We start from the raw sequence: 12812 nt of genomic DNA, 5'->3' as shown, positions 1-12812 counted from the left end.
CTTCGCATCCGGAACCCGCAAACAGCCCTTCCCGGTGGATCACTGGCTCCGGTAGTGCTGGTGTCTGTCCATGTACTCAACAACGGGGGAGCGGGAATGAGCCAGTTCGGTGTCGACCCGGACACGCTGAACGAACTAGCCGGGAAGTTCGACAGGGAAGCGAAGGACCTGGCGAAGCCGATCGAGGGCTTCGCGTCGAGCGCGTCCCGGATCGGAGAGGCCTTCGGCCTGCTCGGCGCCTGCGACGGTGCGGCGCAGAAGTACCAGACGCTGCTGACCAGCACCCTCAAGGCGCTCGGGCAGCTGCCCGCCGTTCTCACCAGCGACGGCGACCGGCTGCGTCTCAACGCCACCAACTACAAGAACTCGGACCAGACCGCCGTCGACCACCTCCGCGCCGCGACCCGCCCGGCGGGAGGCCCGGCGTGAGCATCAACAGCTGGATCGACGGCAAGGTTCTGGACATCCTGCAGGCCTGCGGGGTGGAGCTCCCGGGCGGCAACGGCGACACGCTCCGCACGATCGCCGGTGCCTGGGACACCATGGGCAACGAGCTGACGGAAGTCGCGCACGCCCTCGACGTGCAAATCCAGGGCGTCGACAAGCAGGGCTGGCACGGTGAGGCCCGCGACGCCTTCGAGAAGCACTGGGCGGAGCAGAAGCGCGTCATCGACGACGTCGCCCACAACTTCCACCAGGTGGCCGACGGGCTGCGGGCGTACGCCGACGAGATCGACAAGATCAACGAGGAGATCATCGACATCTGCGTCGAGATCGCCGAGATGGAGATCGCGGGCGCGGCGCTGTCCTTCTTCACCGGCTTCCTCTCCGACCTCGTCGCGAACACGGCCGTGGCCACGCGGGTGGCGAAGATCGTCGATCTGGTGAAGCTGTTCAGCTCGGCGGCGGAGAAGGTGGCGGCGCTGCTGGAGAGGTTCTGCAACCTTGCCGACGAGACAGCCGCATTCGTGGAGAAGGTACTCACAACCGGGGCCAAGGTGCTGGGAAACTTCGCCAAGAAAGGGATCGAGAGCTACGCCACGAACTTCGTCGCCGACTCGGGCAGCATGATGCTCAGTCAGGCGCTCAACGGCCAGCCGATCACGGTGGGACAGGACGTCACCACTGGCGGCAAGGAAGCTCTGGGCACGGCCGCGTTCACAGTGGGTGGCGCGTCGCTGGCGGAAGGCGCTCACCTGACGGGCGCAGTCGGCAAGGTTCTCAGCGGCGAGGGCCGGGCCGGCAGTGCGGTCAACGGCGCGCTGGGCAACATCAGCGGCGGCCTCACGGCCGACGTGTGGAACCACCAGGACGGCGCGACGATCGGATGGGACGCGGCGACGAACGCGTTGACCGGAGCTACCGGAAACGCCGCCAACGACGCGCACTTCCATCACATGGAGGAACACGGCAGCCTCGGCGGCGAAAACCTCAGCGAACAGGGCAAGCTCGCCGACGCCGCGTACAAGAACTCTGCCGCCACCGGCCTCAACACGGCCGTCTACGCGGCGGGCTCCGGCATCGAGTCGGATGCCCAGAACCTGGCCAAGGATGCCAAGAAAGCGAGCGAGTGATCTGTGCACGGCGAGCTCGGGAACGTGATCCTCGCGGGGGTTGCGCACAACAACCCGAACTACGACCCCGGCTGGAAGGGCTTCTTCGCGGCGCTGGTCGTGATTGCCGGGGGTGCGCTCGTCGTCGCGGGTGTGATCGCGGGCCGCACTGCGTGGCGTAGTGCCGAGCGGCCGCGTGAACGAGGCCTTTGGCGCGCGCTCCTCGCCACGACGGGGTGCTTCGGGGTCGTGGGCCTTTCGATCATCGCCCTCGGCGTGTGGCTGTTTTGAACAGCACCACCGTCAGCGGTGCCATGGGGTCAGCGACCTCACGGCCGACGTCTGGAACCACCAGGACGGCGAAACCATCGCGGAGGAGGCCTTGACGCCACGCCCGTTGCCTTCGGCAACACCTGAAACCACGGCGTCAATCACGCCCAGGGAGGCAGACGTCCAGGATCCGGCGAAGGACGCGTGAGCATGATCGGCGACGTGAGGCTTGCGGCCACGGTGACCCCGAACCCGAACCACCCCGCCACCTGGGCCGGCTTCTTCTGGGCGCTCCTCGGGGTCGGCGGGTGCCTGATCGCCGTTGTGGGCGCCGCCCTGACCGTCGCTCTCTGGAGAGTCAGCGATCAGAAGAAGTCGGGCAACTACGTTCTCGGGCCGATGATTCTCGCGATCGGTCTTGCCATCGCCGGCTGGGACTTCGGGCTGTGGTGACAGTGCCCGATGGGCTCGGCGACTTGATCCTGGCAGGGGTGGCGCACGACAACCCGAACCACGACCCCGGCTGGGTTTCCTTCGTTGCGGCGCTCGTCGTGCTCGCGGGGTGCGTGATCGTCCTTGTCGGCGGAGCCATGTCCATCGGTGTGCGGGACGTCGTGGGTCGAAGGAAGTGGGCCGGTTACGCGGTCGGGCCGGTGATCATCATGATCGGCCTCGGTGTCGTCGTCCTGGGCGTGTGGCTGTGGTGACCGCGTGACACGCTGGCAGGCCTTCATCCGGCAGTTCGGCTGGACGTACGCGCGGATCCGGCGGGTGATACTCACCCCATGGGAACGGATCTTCATGAACTGCTGAGGTCGCTGCGAGTCTGGGACCCGGAGGTCACCGAGCTGCGCCCCTTCGACCCGGAGAATGCCCCCGCCGAGCCGCTGCCCCTCTTCACGGCGTGGTTCGCGGAGGCTGTGGCGGCCGGGCAGAAGGAGCCGCACACCATGTCCCTGGCCACGGCGGACGCGGAGGGAAACCCGGACGTACGGATCGTGATGCTGCACGGCGCCGACGCCGACGGCTGGGCCTTCGCGACGCATGCGACGAGCCGCAAGGGCGGGCAGCTGGCGGCCCGGCCGTATGCGGCACTCGGCTTCTACTGGCCGGCGCTGGGCCGGCAGGTCCGGGTACGCGGCCCGGTCACCGCCGCCCCGGCACAGGAGTCCCAGGGCGACCTGCACGCCCGCTCGACCGGCGCCCTCGCCGCCGCTCTCACCGGACGGCAGAGCGAAGTGCTGGGCTCCGTCGAGGAGTTGGCGCGGGCATCCGAGGCCGCCTGGGAACGGGCCCAGCAGCAGCCCGACGCTCCGGTGCCGACCTGGACCCTGTACCGCCTGCGGCCGGACGAGGTGGAGTTCTTCCAGGGGGACGAACATCGGCGGCATGTACGGCTGAGCTACCGCCGGAAGGACGGCACTTGGGCCAAGGAGCTGCTGTGGCCGTAAGGCCGGAGCAAGGCATCCGGGTCGGACGGGGACGACGAGGACCGCGCTCTCGAGCCCCGGGCTCAGGTCGCGGCTCAGGCCGTGAAGTCGTACACCGCGAAATCCGCCACCGGCCGGTACCCGATCCGCTGGTACAGCGCGTTGCTGGTCGGGTTGGCGAGGTCCGTGAACAGCAGCACCTCGCCCGCGCCCGCCGCGAGGGCCGCCCGGCTGACCTCGGCCGTGACCGCCCCGGCGTATCCGCGGCCGCGCAGAGGGGCCGGGGTGTAGACGGGGGCGACCCGGATCTGCCCGGCGACCATCGGTGTCACGCCCGCCATGGCCACCGGGGTCCCGTCGGCAGCCGCCCAGAACGTCGCCCCGCCGTAGGAGATGCGCGAGTCGGCCCACCCCTCCGCAGGCTGCGCGCCGCTCTCGTCGATGGCCTGCATGAACTCGCCGTACCACCGCACCAGTTGCTCCCGGTCCGCCGCGTCGGCGATCCTCGGACGCCCCTCCGGGATCGGCTGCGGGACCGTGAGCGTGCCCAGCCGGTAGAGCCGCTGCCGCTGGTGCAGCGTGGCCGTCACGCCGGTGCGGCGCTCCCAGGACCGTGCGAGCGCCTCGACCGTGGAGCGCTCGCCCGTGACTCCCGGCACCGGGCGGCCCAGACCGGTCAGGTGAGCGGCAAGGGAGTCGGCCTCCTCGGGTGTGAGGGGCGTGACGCTCAACCGGTAGGGCGGCGTGCGGAAGTAGACCGCCCGGACCGCGCCTTCCGACTCCAGTACGCCGAAGTAGGGCGCCTCGGCGCCGTAGTACCGCGAGCCTCGCGTCCGCAGCCCCTCGGTCACCGTCAGTGGGACGGTGTGCAGGGCTGGGCGGGAGCGGAGGAAATCCCCGGCGCGCGTGAGGAACGTGTCCAGGTCGTCGGTGAGATACCAGTCATCGGGACGCATGCCCCATGATCCCGCCCACCCCCGCCCCGACGCCTTCGAATTTACGGGACCTGCGGCTCCGGATCCGTGGCGATCCGCCCGTGCAGATGCACGTCCCGGAACACGTCGTACCGTCCCGCCTCGAACATCGCGCCCCGCAAGGTCCCCTCGTAGCGGAAGCCGCACCGCTCGGCGATACGGCACGAGGCCTCATGGCCGAGGGCGTGGCCGAGCTCCAGCCGGTGTATCCCCAGGTCGGTCAGCGCCCAGCGGGAGGCCACGGCCAGAGCCCGGATGGCGACTCCCCGCCCCCGGGCCTCGGGCAGCACCCAGTACCCGACGCGGGCAACGCTCAGGACGGAGTCGATCGCGTTGACGCCGATGTGCCCCAGCACCGCGCCGCTCGCCGCGTCGGTCACGCAGTACGACGCCCCCGAACCGTCCGCCGAGGCCAGCACCTTGGCCCGCAGCGACTCGCGCGCGCCGGCCAGGTCGTCGACCTGCTTGAGCGGTGTGTTCCAGCGCCGGAACTCCGGGTCCGTGAGCCCGCGCAGCCAGGCCGCGACATCGGCGTCCGAGTCCGCGTCCCACGGGCGCAGTCGGATGCCATGGCCGTGCAGATCAGGAAAGGGGAAGGAGGAGGACGAAGACAGGGGTGCCGAAGGCGGGTCGATGTGCCGCGCGTCCACAGAGCTCATCGGCCCATTCAAACCCGTACGCCTCACTCACGCCGCCGGAATACCGGCACCCCTTCCCGGAACGCCACCTCCAGTTCGGCCCCCGCCCGCAGCTCACCCGCCCCGCACCCCACCACCTCCGTCATCATCCGCGGCCCCTCCGCAAGGTCGACGACCGCGGCCACGTAGGGCGTCCGCTCGCCGAAGGGCGGCAGGTCGTTCCGGTGGACCACGGACCAGGTGTAGAGCACCGCCCGGCCGCTCGCCCGCTCCCACTCCACGTCCTCGCTCCAGCAGTGCGGGCAGAACTCGCGCGGGTAGTGGTGGGCCCGCCCGCACGCCCCGCAGCTCCGGATCAGCAGCCTGCCCTCGGCGGCCGCGTCCCAGTAGGTCCGCGTGAAGGCGTCGGCCTCCGGTATGTCGAACCGAGGACCGCTCAGCCCAGCGCCCCTCGCCCCGGAGCCGGCCATCAGAACAGCCCCAACGCACTGTCCAGCGACCACGTCTGCCACGACATCCCGAACAGCGCGACCACCGACATCAGCGCCATCATCGAGTTCTGCCCCTGCTCGGCCACGTCGTGGATCATGAGGGTGAAGTAGAGGACGTTCAGCAGCAGCGCCCCGACCAGCGCGACCGGGCTCAGGAACCCGAGGACCAGCCCCAGGCCGATCGCCAGCTCCGCGTACACCACGACGTACGCCATCGTCCGCGGGCGCGGCGCCACCATGACCTCGAAGCCGGACCGGACCGCGTTCCAGCGGTGCTTCGCGGCGATGCCCGCCGCCCACGCGATCCCGGTCCCCCGCTCGAACCAGGCCTTCCGGTCCTTGTGCCGCCAGCTTTCCAGCCACCACAGCCCGAGTCCTATGCGCAGCACGGCCAGCCATTCCGCGCCCGTGAGCCAGATCGCATCCATGAATCTGACGGTACGTCAGATAGCGCGTTCCGGGAAGCGCCGTGCACCTCCCGCGAACGCGGGGCCGGGCTGTGCGGCCAGGAAGAGACAGGCCCCGCCCTCGCGGCGAGCCCCCGGCCGGGGGGCGAGCACTCGCCGAATGGCCACAACCGGGTGGTCTACGTCACCAGTCCCACCCGGCCCTCCTACAGGCGTGATCAATCCGCAACCAATTCCGGGCTTGACCGAGACCCATCAACCCGGTGCGTGATTACGCTCGCGCTCATGGCCGACTCCTCTCCGTCCGCAAGCGCCTCGGACCGCCGGCGCCCCGTCTACGTCATCGGCGGCGGCCCGGCCGGGCTCTCCGTCGCGTATGCGCTGCGGGCCCGGGGCATACGCGCCGTCGTCCTGGAGAAGTCCGACCGGGTGGGTGCGGCCTGGCGGCGGCACTACGACCGTCTCCACCTGCACACCACCCGCCGCCTCTCGGCCCTGCCCGGGCTTCCGATACCGCGCCGGTTCGGGCGGTGGGTGGCCCGGGACGACGTGGTGCGGTACCTGGAGAAGTACGCCGAGGTGCACGCGCTGGAGATCGTCACCGGCGTCGAGGTCTCCCGCGTCGAGCGCGCACCCGACGGCGAGGGCTGGCTGCTGCACGCCACGGGCGGCCGCGAACTGACCGGCGCCGCGGTGGTCGTCGCCACCGGCTACAACCACACGCCGTACGTCCCCGACTGGCCCGGTCTCGACGCCTACACCGGCGAGTTCCTGCACGCCGGCGAGTACCGCAGCCCCGCCCCCTACGCCGGCCGTGACGTCCTCGTCGTCGGCGCGGGCAACACCGGCGCCGAGATCGCCGTGGACCTGGTGGAGGGCGGCGCCTCGCGGGTGCGGCTTTCGGTGCGGACGGCCCCGCACATCGTGCGCCGCTCGACCGCCGGCTGGGCCGCCCAGTACACGGGCGTGCTGGTACGGCGGCTGCCGGCCGGGCTGGTCGACCGGCTCGCGCGGCCGATGGCGAAGCTGAGCGTCCCCGATCTCTCCGCGCAGGGGCTGCCCCGCCCCGACACCGGGCTGTACAGCAGGGTCAAGGAGGGCGCCATCCCGGTGCAGGACGTCGGTCTCATCGACGCCGTCCGCAAGGGGCGGGTCGAGGTCGTCGCCGCCGTCGACGGCTTCGAGGACGGCAAGGTCGTCCTCGCCGACGGCACCCGCGTCTCCCCGGAAGCCGTCGTCGCCGCCACCGGCTACGTCCGCGCCCTGGAAGGCCTGGTCGGCCACCTCGACGTGCTCGACGGGCGGGGCAGACCCGTGGCGCACGGCGCCCGCACCTCGGAGCACGCCCCCGGTCTGCACTTCACCGGCTTCACCACCCCCATCAGCGGCACCCTCCGCGAGGTGGCGATGGACTCCGAGAAGATCGCGAAGACCATCGTGAAGAACGGCGGGGACGCGCTGTCCCGTCTGCCCGGATGACATAGAAGCCCGCAACCCCCTGCAAAACCCTCAACTCCCTTCCCTGGAACTCTTGTTACGCCTGAGTCAGATGCGACGGGGGCGTTGAAGCGTGCCGCCGTTCGGGGCCAGAATGTGAACACCGCTCACTTTCTGGCTCCACACTCTCTCCACACGGAGGATGCACGTGGCACGCGAAAGACAGCACCACCCGCAAGCCCTCTCCCGGCGCTCCCTGCTCGGCGGTGCCGCCGCCGCTGCCGGAGCCGTCACCCTCACCGCCACCGCCGCCGGTACGGCGTCCGCCGCGACCACGCGTGACGTGGACGTCGCCGTAGTCGGCGGCGGGCTCGCCGGGCTGACGGCGGCCCGCGACCTGGTGGCCGCCGGCAGGACCGTCGCCGTCCTGGAGGCCCGCGACCGCGTGGGCGGCCGGGTCGTCAACCTGTCCCTGACGAACGGCGGTTTCACCGAGGGCGGCGGCGAGTTCATCGGCCCCACCCAGGACCGCATCAAGGCCCTCGCCGACTCCCTGGGCGTGGCGACCTTCACCACCTACAACACCGGCAAGAACCTCCTCTACAAGGACGGCACCAGGACCCCGTACGCCACCGACGGCATCCTGGGCTCGGTCCCGCCCGTCGACGCGGCCGGCCTCGCCAACGCCGCGATCGTGCAGGCGTCGTTGGACGACATGGCCAAGCAGGTCCCGGTCGACGCGCCCTGGACGGCCGCGAAGGCCGCCGAATGGGACAAGCAGACCTTCGAGAGCTGGCTGAACGCCAACGCGGTCATCCCCTCGGCCAAATTCCTGCTGGACGTGGCCTGCACCTCGATCTTCTCCGCCCAGCCCCGGGAACTCTCCCTCCTCTTCGTGCTCTTCTACATCGCCGCCGCCGGCAACGAGTCCAACGCCGGCACCCTGGAACGCCTCACCGACACCGCGAAGGGCGCCCAGGAGTCCCGTTTCGTCGGCGGCTCCCAGCAGGTGCCGATCAAGCTGGCCGCCACACTCGGCGACCGGGTGGTGCTGAGCGCGCCGGTGCGGTCGATCGCCCAGTCGGGCGGCAAGTACGTGGTGACCGCGGACGGGGTGACGGTGACGGCCGGGAAGGTCGTCGTGGCCGTGCCGCCGCCGCTGGCCGCGCGCATCACCTTCGACCCGCTGCTGCCGGCCTCCCGGGACCAGCTGAGCCAGCGGCTGCCGATGGGCTCGATCGGCAAGGCGATCGCCGTCTACGACACCCCCTTCTGGCGCGCCGACGGTCTCAACGGCCAGGTCGTCAGCGACTCCGGCGTGGTCCGCTCGACCTTCGACAACTCACCGCCCGACGCCTCCTACGGCGCCCTGATGGGGTTCATCGAGGCCGACGAGATGCGGGCGTACGACGCGTCGAGCGTCGCCGAGGTCAAGGCCGCCGTGCTCAAGGACTACGTCAACTACTTCGGCGACAAGGCCAAGTCGCCCACCTCCTTCGTGCTGCAGCGCTGGGACAACGAGGGCTTCTCCCGCGGCGGCCCGGTCGCCTATGCCCCGCCCGGCGTCCTGACCGAGTACGGGGCCGCTCTGCGCAAGCCGGTCGGCGGCATCCACTGGGCGGGCACCGAGACCTCCACCTACTGGAACGGGTACATGGACGGGGCCGTGCGGTCGGGAGAACGGGTGGCCAAGGAGGTGCTCGCCGAGCTGTGAGGCGCCCCGCCGGGATCGATCGGCTTCCCGTCCGGCCTTGAGTGCCCGTTCAACTTTGCGTACACGCCCGTTCCTGACACGGCGTCAGTTCAGTAATCTGACAGGGCGTCAGTTATTGGCTGTCTCTCAGAGGAGCGGGCGGACCGATGCTTGGATCAACCCACGGCACCCTCACCACCGACTCCCGCCGGGCCCGGGTCATCGCCTGTGGCGAGCAACCCGGGCCCGCCGTCCACGGCAGGCCCGCCGAGGCCGACGACCTCGACGTCAGCGGCCTGCCCCTGTACGCCGACGTACCCGATCTGGACCGGTTCTTCCGGCCCGAATCCGTCGCCGTGATCGGCGCCTCGGACACCGAGGGGCGGCCCAACACCGGTATCACCCGGCAGCTGGTGGCCTGGGCGGAACGGGTCGGGGCGCGGCTGCATCCCGTACACCCGAGCCGCCCGTCGGTCTTCGGCATAGCCTGCTCCCCTTCCGTCGCCGACCTGCCCGAGCAGGTCGATCTCGCCGTCCTGCTGATCGCAGAGCCTCTTTTGGTGCTCGAGGAACTGGCCGAGGCCAAGGTGAAGTTCGCGGTGGTCTTCGCCTCCGGGTTCGCGGAGACCGGTGCGGAGGGTGCGGCCGCGCAGGAGCGTCTGGCGGGGGCCGTACGGCGCTCCGGGATGCGGCTGCTCGGGCCCAACACCAACCTCAACGCCTTCGAGCGGTTCCGGGACGACCTCGACGGTCCGGCCATCGCGCTCATCACCCAGTCCGGCCACCAGGGCCGGCCCGTCTTCGCCCTCCAGGAACTCGGCATCCGGCTCTCCCACTGGGCGCCCACCGGCAACGAGGCCGACCTGGAGACCGCCGACTTCATCTCCTACTTCGCCGAGCGGCCCGAGGTCGGCGCCATCGCCTGCTACGTCGAGGGGCTCAAGGACGGCCGGTCCTTCCTGCTCGCCGCCGACCGGGCCGCCCGGCGCGGGGTGCCGGTCGTCGCCGTCAAGGTGGGCCGCACCGAGACCGGCGCCCGCACGGCCGCCTCACACACCGGCAAGCTGACCGGCGCGGACACGGTGGTGGACGCGGCGATGCGGCAGTTCGGCGTGATCCGGGTGGACGGGCTCGACGAACTCCAGGACACCGCGGCCTTGTTGGCGCGTGCTCGGCCGCCGCGGGCGGAGGGTGTCGTCGTGTATTCGATCTCGGGCGGCACGGGCGCGCACTTCGCCGACCTGGCGACCGAGGCGGGGCTGCGGCTGCCGGTCCTCTCCCAGGCCAAGCAGGCCGAGCTGCACCAGTGGATACCGGACTACCTGAGCGTGGCCAACCCCGTCGACAACGGCGGGCATCCGGTCGGCGACCGGCGCGGCCGGAAGATCATCGACGCGATCCTGGACGACCCCGAGGTGGGCGTCCTGATCTGCCCGATCACCGGCCCCTTCCCTCCCCTCAGCGACAAGCTGGTCCAGGATCTGGTGGACGCGGCCGAGCGGACGGACAAGCTGGTCTGCGTCGTGTGGGGCTCCCCTGTCGGCACCGAGCCGGCCTACCGCGAGGTCCTCCTCGGCTCCTCCCGGGTGGCCACCTTCCGCACCGTCGCGAACTGCATCACCGCGGTCCGCGCCTACCTCGACCACCACCGCTTCACCACCGGCTACCGCTCCCCCTTCGACGAGGCGCCCCGCACCACCTCGCCCTCCTTCCGCAAGGCGCAGGCACTGATGCGCCCGGGCAAGCAGCTCAGCGAACACGCGGCGAAACAGCTGCTGCGGGCGTACGGGATCCGCGTACCGCGCGAGCAGTTGGTGACCAGCGCGGCAGCGGCCGTACGCGCGGCGGGCCAGGTGGGCTATCCGGTGGTGATGAAGGCGTCCGGCGGGCAGATCGCCCACAAGACGGAGCTGGGGCTGGTCAAGGTCGGGCTCACGTCCGCCAGCCAGGTCCGGGACGCCTACCGGGAGCTGACCGACGTCGCGCGCTACGAGGGCGTGTCCCTGGACGGCGTCCTGGTGTGCCAGATGGTCGAGCGGGGCGTGGAGATGGTCGTCGGCGTCACGCACGACGAGCTGTTCGGGCCGACCGTGACCGTCGGGCTCGGCGGGGTGCTGGTGGAGGTGCTGCACGACGTCGCCGTGCGCGTGCCGCCCTTCGGTGAGGAGCAGGCCCGGGACATGCTCTGCGACCTGCGCGGGCGGGCTCTGCTCGACGGGGTCCGGGGGCGTCCCCCGGCCGACCTCGATGCGCTCGTCGAAGTCGTCCTGAGGGTGCAGCGCATGGCGCTGGAACTCGGGGACGAGCTCGCGGAGCTCGACATCAACCCGCTGATGGTGCTGCCCAGGGGGCAGGGAGCCGTGGCGCTGGACGCGCTGGCGGTGTGCCGCTGAGATGAACCTGCGTAATGAGATGAACATGCCTGATTCCCCCCGTACCGGCGCGAAGAGTTCCGAGCCGGAAATTTCCACTGAGTCATTGGTACAGCACGCCACTGACAACCAGGTCTGCCGCATCACCCTCAACCGCCCCGAAGCCCTCAACGCCATCACTCCTGACCAGCGCGAACGCATCATCCGACTGCTCGGTGACGCCTCCGCGGACCCGGACGTACGGGCCGTCGTCATCACCGGAACCGGGCGTGGATTCTGTGCGGGAGCCGACCTGCGAGGCGGCTCGGGGGCCGGTGAGCGGGTCCCCGGGGACGTGGCCCGCGTTCTCCGCCTGGGCGCCCAGCGTCTGATCGCCGCGGTCCTGGACTGCGAGAAACCGGTGATCGCGGCGGTGAACGGCACGGCGGCGGGCCTCGGCGCCCATCTCGCGCTCGCCTGCGATCTCGTACTGGCCGCGGAGTCGGCCAGGTTCATCGAGGTGTTCGTACGGCGCGGGCTGGTCCCGGACGGCGGCGGGGCGTATCTCCTCCCCCGTCTGATCGGCCCGCACCGCGCCAAGGAGCTGATGTTCTTCGGCGACGCGCTGTCCGCGGCCGACGCCGAACGCCTGGGCCTGGTCAACCGGGTCGTCCCGGACGGCGACCTGGACAAGACGGCGCGCGACTGGGCGTCCCGCCTGGCCGCGGGTCCCACCCGCGCCCTCGCCCTGACCAAACAGCTGGTCAACGCCTCCCTGGACACCGACCGAGCGACCGCCTTCGCCGCCGAGGCGGCCGCCCAGGAGATCAACATGACGACCGGGGACGCCCAGGAAGGCGTACGGAGCTTCGTGGAGCGCAGAATCCCCGAGTACAAGGGGCGCTGACCTTCCCATCTGACGAACCGTCAGCTTCAATGGAGGGGTGATGGGACACGCAGGGGCGGCCGCCGCCGCCGTCCGCTACCTCAGGTCGGCCGGCACCCCGGCCCCCGTAGAAGCGCTGCCGCGCCCGGAGCTGCGGTGCGTCGGCGAGGACGAGCGCGCCTCCGTCGGCCAGGCCGAGTTCCGGCGTGTCCTCGGCAATTTCGCGACGGGGGTCACGGTCGTCACCGCACCCGCCGCGGGCGACGAGGACGGTCCCGCCGGCTTCGCCTGCCAGTCCTTCTCGTCCCTCTCCCTCGACCCACCGCTGGTCGCCTTCATGGTCGGCCGTACGTCGACGACCTGGCCGCGCATCGCCCGCGCGGGCGTCTTCTGCGTCAATGTGCTCGGCGCCCACCAGGGCGACCTGTGCCGCGGCTTCGCGGTGAGCGGCGCGGACAAGTTCGCGGGCGTGGCCTACGACGCGGCACCGGTCTCCGGCTCACCGCGCCTGACCGGCACGCTCGCCTGGATCGACTGCACGATCTACGCGGTGCACACGGGGGGCGACCACCTGATCGTGGTCGGCCGGGTGGACGCGCTAGGGACGGGCGAGGCCCCCGACGGACCGCTGGTCTTTCACCGGGGGCGGTTCGGGCGGCTCGGCGGAAGCTGAGGCTCGGCT

The 12812-nt window shown here is 71.0% G+C and carries 15 protein-coding genes; 11 read left to right on the top strand and 4 right to left on the bottom strand.

What is annotated here, in order from left to right; all coding sequences use genetic code 11:
* Nucleotides 1–96 precede the first annotated feature (96 nt).
* The 6 genes from ABD355_RS09640 to ABD355_RS09615 all read left to right on the top strand — a co-directional run bounded on the left by ABD355_RS09640 (nt 97) and on the right by ABD355_RS09615 (nt 3274).
* Nucleotides 97–429, top strand: a complete 333-nt coding sequence (locus tag ABD355_RS09640; protein ID WP_344399731.1) for a WXG100 family type VII secretion target — start codon at nt 97–99, stop codon at nt 427–429.
* Nucleotides 426–1574, top strand: a complete 1149-nt coding sequence (locus ABD355_RS09635) for a WXG100-like domain-containing protein (RefSeq protein ID WP_344399730.1) — start codon at nt 426–428, stop codon at nt 1572–1574. Before ABD355_RS09640 ends, ABD355_RS09635 begins: the two co-directional genes overlap by 4 nt.
* A 3-nt stretch (nt 1575–1577) precedes the next feature.
* The gene (locus tag ABD355_RS09630) at nt 1578–1844 is read left to right on the top strand and encodes a hypothetical protein (protein WP_344399729.1); all 267 of its coding nucleotides are present in this window, start codon (nt 1578–1580) and stop codon (nt 1842–1844) included.
* Nucleotides 1845–2033: 189 nt separating this feature from the next.
* A complete protein-coding gene (locus tag ABD355_RS09625) occupies nt 2034–2276 on the top strand; it encodes a hypothetical protein (protein WP_344399728.1) in 243 nt (80 codons plus the stop codon).
* Entirely contained in the window at nt 2273–2530 is a 258-nt protein-coding gene (locus ABD355_RS09620) for a hypothetical protein (RefSeq protein ID WP_344399727.1), read from the top strand. The genes ABD355_RS09625 and ABD355_RS09620 overlap by 4 nt, the downstream gene beginning before the upstream one ends.
* A gap of 78 nt (nt 2531–2608) precedes the next feature.
* Nucleotides 2609–3274, top strand: a complete 666-nt coding sequence (locus tag ABD355_RS09615) for a pyridoxine/pyridoxamine 5'-phosphate oxidase (RefSeq protein WP_344399726.1) — start codon at nt 2609–2611, stop codon at nt 3272–3274.
* A 74-nt stretch (nt 3275–3348) separates the two neighbouring features.
* On the opposite strand, the gene ABD355_RS09610 is transcribed toward ABD355_RS09615, so the two are convergent.
* The 4 genes from ABD355_RS09610 to ABD355_RS09595 are packed head-to-tail and all read right to left on the bottom strand — an operon-like array spanning nt 3349 to nt 5784.
* On the bottom strand, nt 3349–4209 hold the full coding sequence (locus tag ABD355_RS09610) for a GNAT family N-acetyltransferase (RefSeq protein ID WP_344399725.1): 861 nt from the start codon (nt 4207–4209) through the stop codon (nt 3349–3351).
* 41 nt (nt 4210–4250) lie between these two features.
* A complete protein-coding gene (locus ABD355_RS09605) occupies nt 4251–4886 on the bottom strand; it encodes a GNAT family N-acetyltransferase (RefSeq protein ID WP_344399724.1) in 636 nt (211 codons plus the stop codon).
* Between the two features lie 23 nt (nt 4887–4909).
* Complete coding sequence (locus ABD355_RS09600; RefSeq protein ID WP_344399723.1) at nt 4910–5335, bottom strand: Zn-ribbon domain-containing OB-fold protein; 426 nt, start codon at nt 5333–5335, stop codon at nt 4910–4912.
* Nucleotides 5335–5784 (bottom strand): DoxX family protein, encoded by a 450-nt coding sequence (locus ABD355_RS09595; RefSeq protein ID WP_344399722.1) that lies wholly within the window; start codon nt 5782–5784, stop codon nt 5335–5337. Before ABD355_RS09595 ends, ABD355_RS09600 begins: the two co-directional genes overlap by 1 nt.
* A gap of 264 nt (nt 5785–6048) precedes the next feature.
* Here ABD355_RS09595 and ABD355_RS09590 point away from each other — a divergent pair, with 264 nt between their 5' ends.
* The 5 genes from ABD355_RS09590 to ABD355_RS09570 all read left to right on the top strand — a co-directional run bounded on the left by ABD355_RS09590 (nt 6049) and on the right by ABD355_RS09570 (nt 12803).
* Nucleotides 6049–7242 carry a flavin-containing monooxygenase gene (locus tag ABD355_RS09590; RefSeq protein ID WP_344399720.1) on the top strand — a complete coding sequence of 398 codons (1194 nt, stop codon included), beginning with the start codon at nt 6049–6051 and terminating at the stop codon, nt 7240–7242.
* 166 nt (nt 7243–7408) lie between these two features.
* Nucleotides 7409–8914, top strand: coding sequence for a flavin monoamine oxidase family protein (locus tag ABD355_RS09585; RefSeq protein ID WP_344399719.1), 1506 nt, complete (start codon nt 7409–7411; stop codon nt 8912–8914).
* Between the two features lie 146 nt (nt 8915–9060).
* Nucleotides 9061–11286, top strand: a complete 2226-nt coding sequence (locus tag ABD355_RS09580) for an acetate--CoA ligase family protein (protein ID WP_344399718.1) — start codon at nt 9061–9063, stop codon at nt 11284–11286.
* A gap of 25 nt (nt 11287–11311) precedes the next feature.
* On the top strand, nt 11312–12151 hold the full coding sequence (locus ABD355_RS09575; protein ID WP_344399717.1) for an enoyl-CoA hydratase/isomerase family protein: 840 nt from the start codon (nt 11312–11314) through the stop codon (nt 12149–12151).
* Nucleotides 12152–12191: 40 nt separating this feature from the next.
* Nucleotides 12192–12803 (top strand): flavin reductase family protein, encoded by a 612-nt coding sequence (locus tag ABD355_RS09570; RefSeq protein ID WP_344399716.1) that lies wholly within the window; start codon nt 12192–12194, stop codon nt 12801–12803.
* Nucleotides 12804–12812: the final 9 nt, after the last annotated feature.

The organism is Streptomyces longisporus (assembly GCF_039532765.1).
GTDB lineage: Bacteria > Actinomycetota > Actinomycetes > Streptomycetales > Streptomycetaceae > Streptomyces > Streptomyces longisporus.
This window is presented reverse-complemented; position numbering and strand designations above follow the sequence as displayed.

Coding starts and splice junctions, on each gene's coding strand:
- ABD355_RS09640 (WP_344399731.1), top strand. CDS start 97: ATGAGCCAGTTCGGTGTCGACCCGGACACGCTGAACGAACTAGCCGGG.
- ABD355_RS09625 (WP_344399728.1), top strand. CDS start 2,034: ATGATCGGCGACGTGAGGCTTGCGGCCACGGTGACCCCGAACCCGAAC.
- ABD355_RS09615 (WP_344399726.1), top strand. CDS start 2,609: ATGGGAACGGATCTTCATGAACTGCTGAGGTCGCTGCGAGTCTGGGAC.
- ABD355_RS09610 (WP_344399725.1), bottom strand. CDS start 4,209: ATGCGTCCCGATGACTGGTATCTCACCGACGACCTGGACACGTTCCTC.
- ABD355_RS09605 (WP_344399724.1), bottom strand. CDS start 4,886: ATGAGCTCTGTGGACGCGCGGCACATCGACCCGCCTTCGGCACCCCTG.
- ABD355_RS09600 (WP_344399723.1), bottom strand. CDS start 5,335: ATGGCCGGCTCCGGGGCGAGGGGCGCTGGGCTGAGCGGTCCTCGGTTC.
- ABD355_RS09595 (WP_344399722.1), bottom strand. CDS start 5,784: ATGGATGCGATCTGGCTCACGGGCGCGGAATGGCTGGCCGTGCTGCGC.
- ABD355_RS09590 (WP_344399720.1), top strand. CDS start 6,049: ATGGCCGACTCCTCTCCGTCCGCAAGCGCCTCGGACCGCCGGCGCCCC.
- ABD355_RS09580 (WP_344399718.1), top strand. CDS start 9,061: ATGCTTGGATCAACCCACGGCACCCTCACCACCGACTCCCGCCGGGCC.
- ABD355_RS09575 (WP_344399717.1), top strand. CDS start 11,312: ATGCCTGATTCCCCCCGTACCGGCGCGAAGAGTTCCGAGCCGGAAATT.
- ABD355_RS09570 (WP_344399716.1), top strand. CDS start 12,192: ATGGGACACGCAGGGGCGGCCGCCGCCGCCGTCCGCTACCTCAGGTCG.